Here is a 15,613-nt window from a genome sequence, read left to right on the forward strand (position 1 = left end):
CGCATGAGGAGTAGCAGAGCTGATGAACGTCGACGCCAGACCCGGTGACACCCCGGCCGACCAGCCCGACCCCCGGCACGACGCACCAGCCGAGGAGTACGTGCCGCCCAAGCCGAAGCGCGACCGCACGCACTGGCTCTACATCGCGGTCATCGTCGCGGTGATCGCGGGCGTGGTGGTGGGCCTCGTCGCGCCGGAGACCGGCAAGAGCCTGGGCTGGTTGGGCACCACCTTCGTCGGGCTGATCAAGATGATGATCGCACCGGTCATCTTCTGCACGATCGTGTTGGGCATCGGCTCGGTCCGCAAGGCCGCGACGGTCGGCAAGGTCGGCGGCCTGGCGTTCGCCTACTTCCTCGTCATGTCCACCGTGGCGCTGGGCATCGGACTGGTCGTCGGCAACGTCATCAGTCCCGGTACGGGACTGGACATCTCGTCGACGTCCGGCGAGGGCGCGAAACTGGCCGACACGGCCCACGAGGCCGGCGGCACCATCGAGTTCATCCAGGGCATCATCCCCACGTCGCTGGTGTCGGCGCTCACCGACGGCAGCGTGTTGCAGGCGCTGTTCGTGGCGCTGCTGGTGGGCTTCGCGATCCAGGCGCTCGGACGCACCGGCGATCCTATCCTGCGCACGGTGTCCTACCTGCAGAAGCTGGTCTTCAAGATCCTCACCATGGTCCTGTGGGTGGCCCCGATCGGCGCGTTCGGGGCCATCGCCAACGTCGTCGGGCAGACCGGCTGGGCCGCCGTGGGACAGCTCGCCACCCTCATGCTGGCCTTCTACCTGACGTGTCTGGTCTTCGTGTTCGGCGTCCTGGGGGTGATGCTGCGGGTGATCGCCGGGGTGTCCATCTTCCGGTTGGTCCGCTACCTCGCCCGCGAGTACCTGCTGATCTTCGCCACCTCGTCGTCGGAGTCGGCGCTCCCCCGCCTCATCGCGAAACTGGAGCACCTCGGCGTGCAGAAGACGACCGTCGGCGTGGTCGTGCCGACCGGGTACTCGTTCAACCTCGACGGCACCGCGATCTATCTGACCATGGCCTCGCTGTTCATCGCCGACGCCATGGGCGACCCGCTGTCGGTGGGCGAGCAGATCGGGCTCCTGGCGTTCATGATCATCGCCTCCAAGGGCGCCGCCGGCGTCAGCGGGGCCGGGCTGGCGACACTTGCCGCGGGCCTGCAGGCACACCGGCCCGAGCTGCTCGACGGCGTCGGCGTGATCGTCGGCATCGACCGGTTCATGTCGGAGGCACGCGCCGTCACGAACTTCTCCGGGAACGCCGTCGCGACCCTGCTCGTCGGTTCCTGGACCAAGACGATGGACAAGGACCGGATCGACGAGGTGCTGTCGGGTCGCGACCCGTTCGACGAGTCGAACATGGTCGACGACGACCCCCACCCCATCACCTCCGCCGAACCGGAGAAACTGCCGGCCGGCCGCTGAGCGGGCCTCGCACGGTCATCTCTGGCATGATGAGGGGTGCCCCGTGATTCATCGCATCGGCGATCCAGTCTCTCGTGACGCGCCCGGTCTGACGTAACGACCGATCCCTGACGGCGTACCCGGCAACAATCAGAAGGCCAGAGGTACGCACTCTTGTCCCTTGCATCGGTGTCGCGTCCGCGCGACACATCGACGACATTCACCAGCTCCTACACGGAGCTGGCCGCCGAGGTCCGGGCGTCCGGGCTGCTCGATCGGCGCCGCGGCTCCTACATCGCCCGCATCACCCTGACGGTTCTCGCGTTCGTCGGGGCCTGGACCGCGGTGATCCTGCTCGGCGACACGTGGTGGCAGCTCCTGCCCGCCGTCGCGCTCGCGATCATCAGCACCCAGTTCGGGTTCCTCGGCCACGACGGCGCACACCGCCAGATGTTCTCCTCGACGGCTGCCAACGAATGGGCCGCCCGCCTGCTCGCCGGTGCCGGTGCGGGTCTGTCGCTGCACTGGTGGCGCCACAAGCACAACCGCCACCACAAGGGGCCGAACCAGATCGGCGTCGACCCGGACATCGCAGACGGTCCGATCGCCTTCACACCGCAGACCGCTTCGAGGCGCTCGGGCGTGTACGGGTGGTTCACCCGGCATCAGGGCTGGTTCTTCGTTCCGTTGCTGACCCTCGAGGGCGCCGCGCTCCACGTGGCGAGCCTCCAAGGCCTCGCGGCGCGGACACCCGTGCCGCATCGCGCGGTCGAGACGTCGCTGATCGTCCTCCGACTCACCGCCGGGTTCGTGATCCCGTTCCTGGTGATGTCACCCGCGCAGGCGGTGACGTTCGTCGTCGTCCAGCTCGGCGTCTTCGGGTTGCTGCTCGGCGGGTCGTTCGCCCCCAACCACAAGGGCATGCCGCTCGTGCCGAAGGACATGCGGGTCGACTTCCTCCGTCGACAGGTGCTGATGTCGCGTAACATCCGCGGCGGCCGGTTCACCGACTTCATGATGGGTGGGCTCAACTACCAGATCGAACACCACCTCTTCCCGAGCATGCCGCGCGCCAACCTCGCGAAGGTCCGCCCGCTCGTCCGCGCACACTGCGCACGCCACGGGGTGACCTACACCGAGACATCGCTGCTCGGGTCGTACGGAATCGTCATCCGGTACCTCAACCAGGTCGGGCTCGGCGACCGCGATCCGTTCACCTGCCCGCTCGTGCGCATGTACCGCTGACCCGCGGGCTCTCCGGCGTCCCCGACCGACGAGGACCCCGACCGGCGACACGAAAGGGGCCGCTCCACCACGTGGTGGAGCGGCCCCTTTCGGAACTCTGGGCCGAGGCGTCAGTTCGCCGCGGCGGCGGTGGACATCACGCGCAGCGCGGCGATCAGGCCGTCGATCAGGTTGCCCTGACGGAAGGCGCTCACCGCGGCGGTGACACCGAGCGCTGCGACACGGTCGTTGACGCGGCTCGACACCTCCTTGCCGGAGACGATGACGACGTCGCGAGTGTTCGGCGAGACGGCGATCAGCGTGCCGTATGCCGGTTCGGGGGCCTTCGCGAGGATCTGGCGGGCGCTGGCCTCGAGATCGTCGCCGGCGAGGTCGCCGATGTAGACCGAGAAGCGCACGAGGGCCTTCTCGCTGGCGGCCTTCAGCGTGTCGTCGAGAGCGATGAGCTCCTTCTTGCTGAAGGGCGGAGTCGACGGGGCGTCACCCGGGAAGCGGGCCGCCGAGATGCGTCCGCTGTTGGTGATGACAGTGCCCTCGGGCAGCTCGGCCGCCGACCGGGCCGCGACCTCTGCACTCACGTTCGCGTGCGAAACCTCACCACTTGCCACTTGCCGTGCTCCCATCCAGATCGCCGGGTTCCACATGTCGCGGAAGTGCCATCGGCTCGATGTCGGTGGCACTGAAGAGAAGCGGATCGCGCTCCCACCGCTGGTCGAGGGTGTACTCCTTGACCTCCGGGTACTTGACCCCGCCGGAGAACACCATCGAGACGATGCAGAGCACGACGAAGAGCACCGTCACGATCGTGACTGGCACTCCGATGGGGACGATCAGGCTGTCGATGTCCATGTCACCCTTTCGATGGTCGCGCCGGACCCGCCCGGTTGTCGGCGCAGGTCATCGTTCATCAATCTAGCCCACAACACCGCGCCCGGTGCACCGACCCCTACAGCGCGTCGTAGACGGTCCCGATGTGGTTTGTCCGACCTCATGCCGCCCCGGCGCCCATGTATCGGATCCACGCCGGGTCGATGTCCTCGACGGCCGCCAACAGCCCCCAGTGCCGGCCCTTCGGCGCGGCCGGGCGGGTCCGCAGGGTCCACCCCAGTTCACTGAGCAGGCGGTCGGCCTTGCGGTGGTTGCAGGAGGCGCAACTGGCGACGCAGTTCTCCCAGGTGTGGGCGCCGCCGCGGCTGCGCGGCACCACGTGGTCGATGGTGGTGGCGGGCCTGCCGCAGTACCCGCAGCGGAACCGGTCGCGGCGCATGAGTCCGGCCCTCGTGAGCGGCACCGACGCGCGGTACGGGACGCGCACGTACTGACGTAACCGGATGACAGTGGGCACCGGGACCGCGGTGGCCGCCGAGCGCAGCGCTTCGCCCGACTCGTCGGCGTGAACCAGGTCGGCCCGCCCGCGCAGCATCAGCACCACCGCGCGCCGGATCGTGACCGCGCTCAGGGGCTCATAGGTGGCGTTGAGGAGCAGCACCCGGCGGCGTGCCCACGTCCGCGGAGCGTGCTCGGCCTCCGGATCGGACGAATCCGGACCGTGCAGATGTGTCACCTGATGTGTCTTGCTGTGTGATCGGTGTGTCATCCGACCTCCCGACGGGACTGTCTTGCAACAGGCTGACCAGCACAGTTCACCACGGAGGCCGATTTCGCGCAGCAGAAATCGCCCGGCACGACGCAGGCCACGTTGAGGCCCCGGCACCGCGTGAGGACAATGGCGGCTGTGACCGGCAACAGCTCCCAGACCCAGCCGCCCCGCAGCTTCTACGAGGAGATCGGCGGGGCCGAGACGTTCCGTCGGCTCACCGAGGTGTTCTACGCCGAGGTGGCCAAGGACGAGGTGCTGCGGCCGCTGTACCCGGAAGAGGACCTCGGCCCCGCCGAGCGACGCCTGCGGATGTTCCTCGAGCAGTACTGGGGCGGGCCGCGCACCTACTCCGAGGAGCGCGGACACCCCCGACTGCGGATGCGCCACCACCCGTACCGCATCGGCCCGATCGAGCGCGACGCGTGGCTGCGGTGCATGCACACCGCGATCGCCGCGATCGACGACGAGACGCTCGATCCCCCGCACCGGCAGGCCCTCGTCGACTACATGGAGATGGCCGCGCAGTCGATGATGAACTCCCCCATCTGAGCTCGCCCGTCCCGGGTTCTCCGGGGGCGACGACCTCCGGGGTGTCCTCGCCGAACAGGGGGCGATTCGCATCCCGAACGGACGACACGCCGACGACGCGCCGATTGACCTGTGTATCCGGCGGTGAACACCGTTAGGGCAGAATGACCACGGTGAGCGATGAGACACGAGATGTTGTCCCCGCCGAGCCATCTGACGGGGGTCAGCCCGACGGCGCACACACCGACGTAGCGGGCACGCCGGTCTCTGAGCACGACTCGGACGCCGACGAGGCCACGAACGGTCCGGCGGCCGAGGACGTCCCGGCCGCCGACACCGCGGGTGAGCAGTCCGCGGCCACGCTCGAGACCGCCGGACAGGACACTTCCGACGCCCCCGCCGACGCGGATGACGACGCGGCCGGCGACATCACCGGCGCTGCCGCCGACGACGCCGTCGAGGCAGACTCCGCGCCGGCCGATCTCGCATCCGACGACAACCTGTCGACCCCGGCGTATCCCGCAACCGACGACAGCGAGTTCACGCCGGTCGACGAGGCGGCGGGCGACGACTCCGGCGACGCCGCCACACCCGAGACGAGCACTCTCGACACCGTTTCGGGCGACACCGTCGCCCTCGAGGGCGATGCTCCGGAAGCCGACGCGCTCGACGACGAGGCGATCGAGGCCGACCTCGACGCCGCCGGCGACCCCGGGCCCGACGCCGCAGTCGCCGGCACCGACCATGCCGACACAGGCGATTTCGGCACAGGAGATCTCGGCACCGCTCACGCAGGCACCGACCTCCCCGGCCCCGCAACGGATACCGCGATCGTTCCCGCCCCTCGCGTCGCCGGGCAGCTCGATCCGCGCGACGACACCTGGTGGAAGTCCGCGGTGTTCTACCAGATCTACCCCCGGTCGTTCGCGGATTCGAACGGCGACGGCGTGGGCGACCTCAACGGTGTCATCCAGCGGCTCGGTTACCTCGAACTCCTTGGTGTCGACGCGATCTGGCTGAGCCCGATCATGCGCTCGCCGATGGCCGATCACGGCTACGACGTGTCCGACCCGCGCGACATCGACCCGCTCTTCGGCGATCTCGAGACCTTCGACACCCTCATCGCCGAGGCCCACGACCGCGACATCCGCGTCACCATGGACCTGGTCCCCAACCACACCAGCGATCAGCACGAATGGTTCCGCGCCGCGCTGGCCGCCGGGCCGGGTAGCCCGGAACGGGAGCGCTACATCTTCCGCGACGGACGCGGGGAGAACGGCGACGAGCCGCCGAACAACTGGCACAGCATCTTCGGCGGACCGGCCTGGACGCGGGTGACCGAGCCCGACGGCTCCCCCGGCCAGTGGTACCTGCACATCTTCGCCCCCGAGCAGCCCGACCTCAACTGGGAGAACCCGGAGGTCTGGGCGGATCTGGAGCAGACGCTGCGCTTCTGGCTCGACCGGGGCGTGGACGGATTCCGCATCGACGTCGCGCACGGGATGGCCAAGCCGGCCGACCTGCCCGACATGGATCTGTCGAATGCGGTGTTGCTGAGCAACGACGACGACGATCCGCGGTTCAACAACTATGCGGTTCACGACATCCACCGCAAGATCCGCGCGGTCCTCGACGAGTACCCGGGCGCGGCGAACGTCGGCGAGATCTGGGTGGACGACAACGAGCGGTTCGCCGAGTACCTGCGACCCGACGAGCTGCACCTGGGCTTCAACTTCCGCCTGGCCAAGGCGCCGTTCGAGGCCGGTGCGATCCGCGAGGCCATCGAGAACTCGCTCGACGCCGTCCTGTCGGTCTCGGGCACTCCCACGTGGACCCTCTCCAATCACGATGTGGCGCGGGAGGTCACCCGCTACGCGCCCGTGGATCCCGCGACCGGCGAACTCGACCTGGAACGCGGCACACGTCGCGCCCGGGCGATGATCGTCGTCGAGATGGCGCTGCCCGGCACGGTCTTCGTCTACAACGGCGCCGAACTCGGCCTGCCGAACGTCGACGACCTGCCCGACGAGGCGTTGCAGGATCCGGTGTGGGAGCGGTCGGGTCACACCGAACGCGGGCGCGACGGCTGCCGTGTCCCGATCCCGTGGCAGGGCACCGAGCCGCCCTTCGGCTTCAGCACCTCCCCCGACACCTGGTTGCCCATTCCCGAGTCCTGGCGGTCACTGACCGTCGAGTCCCAGCTCGAGGATGTCGGCTCCATGCTGTCGCTGTACCGGGCGGCCATCGAACTGCGTTTCCGGCGTCCGGAATTCGCAGGCGACCGGGTCGAGTGGTACGGAGCCCCCGAGGGTTGCCTCGCCTTCCGTCGCGACGAGGGGCTCCTCGTATGCGCGCTCAACGCAGGCGAGGAACCGGTGCCGCTGCCCCCGGGTGAGCTGCTGCTGATCAGTTCGCCGCTCGTCGACGGGATGCTGGCCCCGGATTCGGCCGCCTGGCTGGTCTGAGTCGTTCAGAGCACCGTCACCGAGAGATCGCGGTGACGCCGCTGGTAGATCGATCCGAACCGGGCGTCGATGCGGATCCATGCCGCGGACAAGCGGATCCGGACTGGCTCGGCCTCGTCGATCAGCTCGGTCGGCGAGGTCTCGGTCACCGCCCGGCCGTCGCGGTCGCGGATGAAACCCATTGCGGTGAGGGCGAAGACGGAGCGCATCGTGACACCGGCCGTCAGCGTGCCGTCCTCTGAACCGACCTCGAGGACGTCCTGGTCGAGAAGCCCGGTCGCAGGTCCGTGGGCGCTTCCCTGCTCGCGCGCGACCCGTGCGCCCTCCCTGGCGAGTTCGACGATGCTGCGCGCCGGGACGTCGTCGACGTGGCGATAGCCGACCGTCGTGGGAAGCGCTCCGCGCCAGGCACTGTCGAGCGAGAATCCCGGATCGACCGGCTCCCCCGGCGCCGACGCGCTGAGCGCGGTGTACAACGTCGTCGCATCGCAGACGAGATCGGCGGGAGCCACCCGGCCGGTGACCGCCCGGGTCGCGAGCACCTCGAAACCGGTGTGGGTCCACAGTGCGAGCAGCCCGTCGGGACGCGAGGCGACGCGCACGACCGCGGCGTCGTCGAGGCGTCGGGCGTGGGCGAGGAAGGCCGAGGCGTTGCCCCGGTCCGAAGCGGCGATCTCGACGAAACGTTCCATCAGCGCGCCGAGCCCGCGCCGTCGGCGTCCCGCCGGAACGAGCCCAGATACTCCTTCTGCTCCGGGGTGAGCCGGGTGACGCGCTGCGCGTCGACGTCGAAGGCGACCAGCTGCGTGCGGGCGACCACCGCCGGCTTGGAGTCCGGCGCCGCACCGGCCGCGCGCACCTCGTAGCCGACGGTGAAATCGACGGCACGCAGACGCTCGACGTACATCGTGACCTTCAGCGGGCCCTCGGAGTGGCGCAGTTGAGCCTGGTACCGCACGTGCAGGTCGGCGACCAGGCACCCGTCGCGCAGCGGCGCGGTCGGGCGTCCGTCGAGGAACAGCCACGGGATGCGGGCCTCTTCGAGCAGGGTGACCATACGGGCGTGGTTGATGTGCTGGTAGACGTCCATGTCCGACCAGCGCACCGGGACCTCGACCACGTAGCCGTCGGCGGTGGCGATTCCGGAATCCTCGTTGAGCACGGTCCCAACCCTACGCACCGGCGCGGCGGGTGCGGGCGCGGCCGCCGCGCCGGTGCCGCTATGCGGGCGCGATCTCGACGGGCAGCCCGTTGAGGACCGCGGTGCCCGAGAGCGGGTCGAGTCGCGACCCGTCGTTGAGGGCGTTCACGTTGACCCCGGGGTCGTCGGCGGCGACGGCCAGTCGCGTTGCGGCGTCGTCGTGTCCCCACCCGTGGGGCAGGGACACCACCCCGGGCCGGATGTCGTCGGTGATCTCCACCGGGACCGTCAGCGCGCCGCCCGGCCCGCGGACGGTCGCCATCCCGTCGACGCCCAGCCGCGCCGCATCCTGCGGATGCATCTGCAGGGTGCAGCGGTTGGTGCCGCCGCGCAGGGCGGGCAGGTTGTGCATCCAGCTGTTGTTGGAGCGCAGGTGCCGCCGCCCGACCAGCAGCAACGACCCCGGCTCGGTCCCCGACCCCGAGTCGACGGCGCCCCGCAGGCGCGCGAGGTCGCCGACGAGCGGATCGGGTGCCAGCTCGACCTTCCCGGAGGCCGTCCGCAGGATGCCGGGCAGCCGCGGCCGCATGGGTCCGAGGTCGATGCCGTGCGGCGCGGCGAGCACGTCGGCGAACGTCAGCCCGTCACGTGCGCCGAAGGCGTCCCCGTAGGCCCCGAGCCGCAGCATCATGTCCAGCCGCCGCCGGTGTCCCGGCGCGTCGGGAAGCATGCCGACCAGTTCGTCGACGTCGCGACCGGCGACCGGGGAATGCGGATCGCGGACCTCCTTCGCGAGGGTCGCGGCGATGACCTGTTCGTCGACGAGGCCGGGGTCGGCGTCGACGCCCACTCCGGAGAGTCCCAGGATCAGCCGGGCGACGATCCCGATCTCGTCGGGCCGTCCGTCCGGCAGCGGCAGCACCGGCGGCGAGTACCGGACCGTCGCGCGCACCGCGAGGTTGTTGAGGACAGCGTCGAAGTGCGGGCTCTGCGACGGTCGGGGCGGCGGCAGGATTACGTCGGCGTGGCGGGTGGTCTCGTTGAGATACGGGTCGATGCAGACGACGAGCTCGGCGGCGTCGAGTGCCGCGGCCAGTCGCGCCCCGTCGGGAGCCGACAGCACCGGATTGCCCGCGACGGTGACCAGCGCGTGCAGCCGCCCCTCGCCCGTGGTCTCCAACTCCTCGGCCATCGCGACCGCCGGCAGCTCCCCCGCCACCTCCGGGTGACCCGACACCCGGCTGCGCCACCGTCCGGTGCGGAATCCCTTGCCGGGCCGGGGCGGTCGCGGCGCAGGAGCGGTGGGCGCGGTCGGGAACATCACCCCGCCCGGCCGGTCCAGGTTGCCGGTGAGGATGTTCACCACGTCGATCAGCCAGCAGCCCAGGGTGCCGAACTCGACGGTGCTGGTGCCCATCCGCCCATAGACCGCCGCGGTCGGCGCCCCCGCGATGTCCCGGGCGAGCCGGCGGATCTCGCCGGCGGGAACATCGCAGTACGCCGCCACCCGTTCCGGAGTGAGATCGGCTATCTCCCTGCGTAATTCGTCGACGCCGAGGACGAACTCGCCGATGCCGCCGAGATCGTCGGCGACGAGTCCCTCCTCGAACAGGCATGCCACGACGGCGGCCAGGAGCGCGGCGTCGGTTCCCGGTCGCGGTGCGATGTGGGTGTCGGCGAGGCGTGCGGTCCGGGTGCGTGCCGGGTCGATCACCGTGAGCCGACCGCCGCGATGCCGCAGTGCGTTGAGCTTGCCCGGGAAGTCGGCGGCCGTGGTCATGCTGCCGTTGGAGACGACGGGGTTGGCGCCGATGACGACGAGGTGGTCGGTGCGGTCGACGTCGGGCACGGCGAATGTCCCGGCGTGGCCGAAGAGGTACCCGACCGCGGCCTGTTTGGGCATCTGGTCGAGCGTGCCGGCGGAGAAGACGTTGCGGGTGCCGAGCGCTCGCGCGAGCATCGGCGCGTACATCGTGCCGGCCAGGGTGTGCGCCGACGGGTTGCCGAGGTAGAGGCCGACCGCCGATCCGCCGTGGGTGTCGATCACGACACGCAGCCGATCGACCACCAGCGCCAGCGCCTCGTCCCAGCCGGTTTCGACGAAGACGCCGTCGCGTCTGACCAGCGGCATCTCGAGCCGATCCGGGTCGTTGTCCAGTTGCGGGAACGTCGCGCCCTTCGGGCAGATGTATCCGTGGCTGAACACGTCCTCGGCGTCGCCGCGGGCGCCGTTGACGTGTTCGCCGTGCCCGCCGGGTCGCCGATCGACGACGAGGGTCAGCCCGCAGGTCGCCTCGCACAGCGGACAGATCCTCGGGGCGGTGCGCGGGGTCATGGGTCCAGGCTAGGACGCCGGGGCCGTGCGCATGGTCGATTCGCCCATGCGGCGACATGCATCCGGCGCCCCGGGATACCGGACGACAACCGAGACGGCTCCGGCGTCAGCGGATCACGCTGCGCAGCTGGCGCGCCGCCACGGAGAGCGTGGCGAGGTCGAGTGTGCCGGTCTCCTCGATCTCCTGCAGCACGCCCCGCACACGGCTGAGCCGACTGGCCTGCGAGGCCTCCCACTCCGCGATCTTGTCCCCGGTCGGCTCGTCGGGTTCGCTGACCTCGAGGATCTTGAGCGTCAGCGCCCGCAGCGCACCATGCATGTCGTCGCGCAACGCGAGCCGGGCCAGTGCGTGCCAGCGGTCGCCGTACTCGAGTTCGGACACCGCGGTGAGCAGCTCCTCGAGGCCGAAGTGCTCCATCACCGCGAAGTACAGTTCCCCGACCTCCTCGGGGTCGCGTTCGGCGATGTCGGAGGCGTCGATGATGTCGAGCAGGCAGAATCGGTGCAGGCTCCCGGCGACGTCGTGCGCGAGGTCGTGCGGCACGCCCTTCTCGATGTATCCCTCGGCCCGGTCGGCGACGTCGCGCCGCGAACTCTCCCCGTACCACTGCTCGGCGACGCTGCTCAGGTGCCGGACCCGCTCGGCATAGCGCGTGATCTCGGCGGCCAGCGCGAGCGGCTGCGGGCGGAAGGCCAGCAACCACCTCGACACCCGGAAGAGCAGCCGACGCGCGTAGAGCATCATCTCGTCGACGACCGCCACCGGCGCCGGCGCGTGCCGGATTCTCTCGAAGAGCTCGGTCGTGCCGAAGATCTCGGCGGCCACCACGTAGGCGCGCACGCCCTCCTCGGTCGTGCAGCCGCTCCCTTCGCCCAGCCGGAACAGATGGGTGACACCCGCCCGGTCGACGACCTCGTTGACCAGGGAGGTCGCCACGATCTCGCGCCGCAGCCGGTGTCCGGCGATGGCGTCGGCGAACCGCTCGCGCAACGCCTGCGGGAAGTACCCGGCGACCCGCGGCGCGAAGACGTCGTTGTCGGGCAGGTCGGAGTCGAGCAGGTCCGCTTTCGCCTGCAGCTTCACATGCGCCATCAGGGTCGCGAACTCGGGCGAGGTGAGGCCGCGGTGCAGGTCCGAGGCGAGCCGCTTGCGCAGCTCCCGCGGCGTCGGCAGCGCCTCGAGTCTCAGGTCGACGCCGCGTTCGCGGGAGAGGAACTGCAGCATGCTGGCGTGCACCTCGACGCGGTCGAGCTCGAAGGCGCGGCAGAAGCCCAGCTCGGAGTTCTGGGAGATGTTATCCGCGAGAACGAGATCGGCGACCTCGTCGGTCATCGACTCCAGCAGGGGGTCGCGTTCCTCAGGCGCGAGCTCGCCGGTGGAGACCGCCGCGTCGAGCACGATCTTGATGTTGACCTCGTGGTCGGAACAGTCGACGCCCGCCGAGTTGTCGAGGGCGTCGGTGTTGATCCGGCCGCCCGCGAGGTCGAACTCGATCCGCCCGCGCTCGGTGACGCCGAGGTTGCCGCCCTCGCCGATCACCTTGGCCCGCACCTGGTTTCCGTCGACGCGGATCGCGTCGTTCGACTTGTCGCCCACCTCGGCGTTCGACTCGGTCGACGCCTTCACGTACGTGCCGATGCCCCCGTTCCACAACAGGTCCACCGGCGCGAGGAGGATGGCGCGGATCAGTTCCGGCGGCGACATCTCCTCGACCCCGTCCTCGATGCCGAGCGCGGCGGCCATCTGCGGGCTGATCGGGATCGATTTGCGTTCCCGCGACCACACCCCGCCGCCCGGGCTGATGAGCTCGGCGTCGTAGTCGGCCCACGACGACCGCGGCAACTCGAACAATCGCCGCCGCTCGGCGTAGGAGCGTGCCGCGTCGGGTTCCGGGTCGACGAAGATGTGCCGGTGGTCGAAGGCCGCGACGAGTCGGATGTGCTCGCTGAGCAGCATCCCGTTGCCGAAGACATCGCCGCTCATGTCGCCGATGCCGACGACGGTGAAGTCCTGCGACTGGGTGTCGACGCCCATCTCGCGGAAGTGCCGTTTCACCGACTCCCAGGCGCCGCGCGCGGTGATGCCCATCGCCTTGTGGTCGTAGCCCGCCGAACCGCCGGAGGCGAAGGCGTCGCCCAGCCAGAATCCGTAGGACATCGCCACCTCGTTGGCGATGTCGGAGAACGACGCGGTGCCCTTGTCGGCCGCCACCACCAGGTAGGTGTCGTCGGCGTCTCGACGCACGACGCCGCGGGCGCCGACGACCTCGCCGGTCGCGCGGTCGATGTTGTCGGTGATGTCGAGGAGCCCGGCGATGAACTGGCGGTAGCAGGCGATGCCCTCGGTCCGCTGGGCGTCGCGGTCTCTCGCCGGGTCGCCGGTGGCCGCCGGCGGTCGTTTGACGACGAATCCGCCCTTGGCGCCGAGCGGCACGATGACCGCGTTCTTGACGGCCTGCGCCTTGACCAGGCCGAGGACCTCGGTGCGGAAGTCCTCCCTGCGGTCCGACCAGCGCAGACCTCCGCGGGCCACCGCGCCGAAACGAAGGTGCACGCCCTCGACTCGCGGCGAGTAGACGAAGATCTCGTGCAGCGGGCGCGGTTGGGGCGTCTGCGGGATCTCGCGGGGACGCAGCTTGAACGACATGACCGGACGGAAGTCCCCGGTCGTGTCGTCGGTGACGAAGTAGTTGGTGCGGGAGGTGGCCTCGATGACCGCGGCGAACGCCGACACGATGCGGTCGGCGTCGAGGTTGAGCACGGCCCCGATGTCGGCGTGGAGGTGCTCTTGGGCCCTCGTACGCCGTTCCTCGTCGGCCGATGCGGGGTCGAAGGAGGCGACGAAGAGCTCCACGAGTCCGCGCGCGATCGACCGGTGCTGTCCGAGCACGGTCGCGACATGACTTGTGCTGTAGGAGAATCCGCACTGCCTGAGGTACTGGCCGTAGGCCCGCAGCATGGCCGCCGACCGCCAGTCCAGACCGCAGCGGATGATCAGTTCGTTGTAGGCGTCGACCTCGGCGGCGCCGGCCCAGATCTGTCGGAACGCCATGGTGAACCGCTCGTCGAGGTCATCGGAATGGTCGGCGTCGACCGACATCCCCTCGGCGAGCTGAACCCCGAATTCATATGCCCAGCACGGTGTTCCGTCTGCTCGGTGGATGTCGTAGGGATGTTCGTCGAGGACCTCGAGACCGAGACTGTGCAACACCGGCAGCACATCGGTGAGGGTCGCGGACTCCCCGCACAGATAGAGCGTGAATCGCCATCGGGATCGTTCGGCCGGCTCGACGTCGCCGGTGTCGACCTCCTCGAGGGTCACGTCGATCTCGCCGGGTTCGAGGGCGACGACCCGGATCAGGTCGTCCACCGCCTGCCGCGGCCCGCGGAGCTCCTTGTAGTCGGCCGACAACGAGGACAGCTGTCGCAGGATGAGGTCCGGTCCCCCGGCCACCCGTCGCGGCAGGTCCTCGATGCCGGTGACGATCTCGCGGACCCGTTCGTCCCAACTGCGGATCGCGGCGGCGAGCTTCGCCTGCAGCCGGGCGTGCCCCGGCGACCCCGTCTCGAGAGAACCGAGCCGCTCGGCGGATTCGGGATCGACGCAGACCATGACCTGCAGCAGCGCGAGCGGCGTCTCGCTGATCCGTGCGGTGTATTCGACCGCGGTTCCGTTCAGCTCTTCGCGCAGCACCCGCTGCAGGGCGAGGCGCGTCTGCGTGTTGTAGCGGTCCCGGGGAAGGTAGATCAGGGCGATCGCCGAGCGGTTGTCGACGGTCGTGCGCACGAACAGGCGCAGTGAACGGGTGGACACCGCGTCGAGCATCTCGCGGATGCGCCGGGCGAGTTCGTCGGTGGAGGTGGCGAACATCTCGACCAGCGGATAGGTCTGCAGGAGCTCGATCATCGACTGCCCGACGTAGGAGCCCTCCTCGACCCCGGAGCGGACGAGCACGTCGTGCACCCTGGTGCGCAGCACCGGGACGTCGAGCACGGTCTGGTGCAGTCCCGCGGAGGTCAGGGTGCCGAGGAAGCGATGCTCGCCGTCGTAGTTGCCGTGACTGTCGAACGTCGGGATCTGCAGTAGGACAGGGAAGTTCGATCTCTGGATGCCGGTGACCAGGAACACCCGGCCGGCCCGCGGCAGTAGCGGCGGAGCCGTGATCGGCGGGAAGTCGCGGTTGACCGCGTCCGAACGCCAGACCCCGAGTCGTTCGTCGGCGTCCGCGGGCCCGTCCGACCCCACGCGGGTGTAGGCGAACAGGTGGAAGTGGTTGCCCGCGAACCATTCGAGAAGTTTGCCGTACTCGTACCGGTCGGTGTTGCGGATGCCGGTCGACTCCCGCATCGGGGCGACGGACATCTCGGTGGCGGCCGTCGTCATGCGGGCCTTCATGCGTGAGGTGTCCCGATCGACGTCGGCGACGCGGGCTACGACGTCGACGAGATCGGCCCGCAGCCGCTGCGGGTCGACCCCGTGCAGACCTGCATGGGTGCCGACGAAGATCCAGGACTCCCAGACCGCGCCGTCCACATCGTCGACGGTCTCGATCTGCCCGTCGGCGTCCCGGCGGACCGGCATCACCGGGTGGTCCATCCGCTCGACCGAGAGATCGTGGGCCTCGACGGTCGCCAGGACCGCCTCGACCATCATCGGCATGTCGTCGTTGACGACGACGATCTCGACCGAGTCGGACTCGCCGACGGTCACGTCGACGATGATCTCCCCGGGACCGCGGCGTCCCGCCGTCGGGAGGTGACGCACCACCTGCCCGGCAGCGCTCTCGATCGCCGAGCCTTCGGCCCGGGACCTGAAGTAGTGCTTCACCGCGTCCGGCACGAGTGACGTCACATCGCCGATGCTAGTCACCCG

The 15,613-nt window shown here is 69.7% G+C and carries 11 protein-coding genes; 4 read left to right on the forward strand and 7 right to left on the reverse strand.

Features of this window, described 5'->3' with window-relative positions; all coding sequences use genetic code 11:
* Positions 1-22: 22 nt before the first annotated feature.
* Together E1P53_RS05750 and E1P53_RS05755 are read left to right on the forward strand one after the other, a co-directional pair.
* Positions 23-1,447 carry a cation:dicarboxylate symporter family transporter gene (locus E1P53_RS05750; RefSeq protein ID WP_131733686.1) on the forward strand — a complete coding sequence of 475 codons (1,425 nt, stop codon included), beginning with the start codon at positions 23-25 and terminating at the stop codon, positions 1,445-1,447.
* A gap of 153 nt (positions 1,448-1,600) precedes the next feature.
* Positions 1,601-2,671: a fatty acid desaturase family protein gene (locus E1P53_RS05755; protein WP_131733687.1), complete on the forward strand. Its 1,071-nt coding sequence runs from the start codon at positions 1,601-1,603 to the stop codon at positions 2,669-2,671.
* 110 nt (positions 2,672-2,781) lie between these two features.
* Here the strand turns inward: E1P53_RS05755 and E1P53_RS05760 are convergent, their stop codons facing one another.
* The 3 genes from E1P53_RS05760 to E1P53_RS05770 form a co-directional block, all read right to left on the reverse strand.
* Complete coding sequence (locus E1P53_RS05760; RefSeq protein ID WP_006898452.1) at positions 2,782-3,279, reverse strand: DUF5130 domain-containing protein; 498 nt, start codon at positions 3,277-3,279, stop codon at positions 2,782-2,784.
* A complete protein-coding gene (gene ctaJ / locus E1P53_RS05765) occupies positions 3,266-3,520 on the reverse strand; it encodes an aa3-type cytochrome oxidase subunit CtaJ (protein ID WP_006898451.1) in 255 nt (84 codons plus the stop codon). The genes E1P53_RS05760 and ctaJ overlap by 14 nt, the downstream gene beginning before the upstream one ends.
* Before the next feature lie 139 nt (positions 3,521-3,659).
* Positions 3,660-4,268, reverse strand: coding sequence for an HNH endonuclease (locus tag E1P53_RS05770; protein WP_006898450.1), 609 nt, complete (start codon positions 4,266-4,268; stop codon positions 3,660-3,662).
* A gap of 129 nt (positions 4,269-4,397) precedes the next feature.
* On the opposite strand from E1P53_RS05770, the gene E1P53_RS05775 reads away from it, so the two are divergent.
* Complete coding sequence (locus E1P53_RS05775; RefSeq protein ID WP_040526082.1) at positions 4,398-4,820, forward strand: globin; 423 nt, start codon at positions 4,398-4,400, stop codon at positions 4,818-4,820.
* A 143-nt stretch (positions 4,821-4,963) separates the two neighbouring features.
* A complete protein-coding gene (locus E1P53_RS05780) occupies positions 4,964-7,264 on the forward strand; it encodes a glycoside hydrolase family 13 protein (protein WP_131733688.1) in 2,301 nt (766 codons plus the stop codon).
* A 5-nt stretch (positions 7,265-7,269) separates the two neighbouring features.
* Here the strand turns inward: E1P53_RS05780 and E1P53_RS05785 are convergent, their stop codons facing one another.
* From E1P53_RS05785 to E1P53_RS05800, 4 genes are all read right to left on the reverse strand, one after another.
* Positions 7,270-7,956, reverse strand: coding sequence for a DUF8010 domain-containing protein (locus tag E1P53_RS05785; protein WP_131733689.1), 687 nt, complete (start codon positions 7,954-7,956; stop codon positions 7,270-7,272).
* Complete coding sequence (locus E1P53_RS05790; RefSeq protein ID WP_109237688.1) at positions 7,956-8,426, reverse strand: acyl-CoA thioesterase; 471 nt, start codon at positions 8,424-8,426, stop codon at positions 7,956-7,958. Before E1P53_RS05790 ends, E1P53_RS05785 begins: the two co-directional genes overlap by 1 nt.
* 58 nt (positions 8,427-8,484) lie before the next feature.
* Positions 8,485-10,740 carry a molybdopterin-dependent oxidoreductase gene (locus tag E1P53_RS05795; protein WP_131733690.1) on the reverse strand — a complete coding sequence of 752 codons (2,256 nt, stop codon included), beginning with the start codon at positions 10,738-10,740 and terminating at the stop codon, positions 8,485-8,487.
* 106 nt (positions 10,741-10,846) lie between these two features.
* On the reverse strand, positions 10,847-15,592 hold the full coding sequence (locus E1P53_RS05800) for an NAD-glutamate dehydrogenase (protein WP_131733691.1): 4,746 nt from the start codon (positions 15,590-15,592) through the stop codon (positions 10,847-10,849).
* Between the last annotated feature and the right edge of the window lie 21 nt (positions 15,593-15,613).

This window comes from Gordonia paraffinivorans, from assembly GCF_900683595.1.
GTDB classification, from domain to species: Bacteria; Actinomycetota; Actinomycetes; order Mycobacteriales; family Mycobacteriaceae; genus Gordonia; species Gordonia paraffinivorans.

Coding starts and splice junctions, on each gene's coding strand:
- E1P53_RS05750 (WP_131733686.1), top strand. CDS start 23: ATGAACGTCGACGCCAGACCCGGTGACACCCCGGCCGACCAGCCCGAC.
- ctaJ (WP_006898451.1), bottom strand. CDS start 3,520: ATGGACATCGACAGCCTGATCGTCCCCATCGGAGTGCCAGTCACGATC.
- E1P53_RS05770 (WP_006898450.1), bottom strand. CDS start 4,268: ATGACACACCGATCACACAGCAAGACACATCAGGTGACACATCTGCAC.
- E1P53_RS05775 (WP_040526082.1), top strand. CDS start 4,398: ATGGCGGCTGTGACCGGCAACAGCTCCCAGACCCAGCCGCCCCGCAGC.
- E1P53_RS05780 (WP_131733688.1), top strand. CDS start 4,964: ATGACCACGGTGAGCGATGAGACACGAGATGTTGTCCCCGCCGAGCCA.
- E1P53_RS05785 (WP_131733689.1), bottom strand. CDS start 7,956: ATGGAACGTTTCGTCGAGATCGCCGCTTCGGACCGGGGCAACGCCTCG.
- E1P53_RS05795 (WP_131733690.1), bottom strand. CDS start 10,740: ATGACCCCGCGCACCGCCCCGAGGATCTGTCCGCTGTGCGAGGCGACC.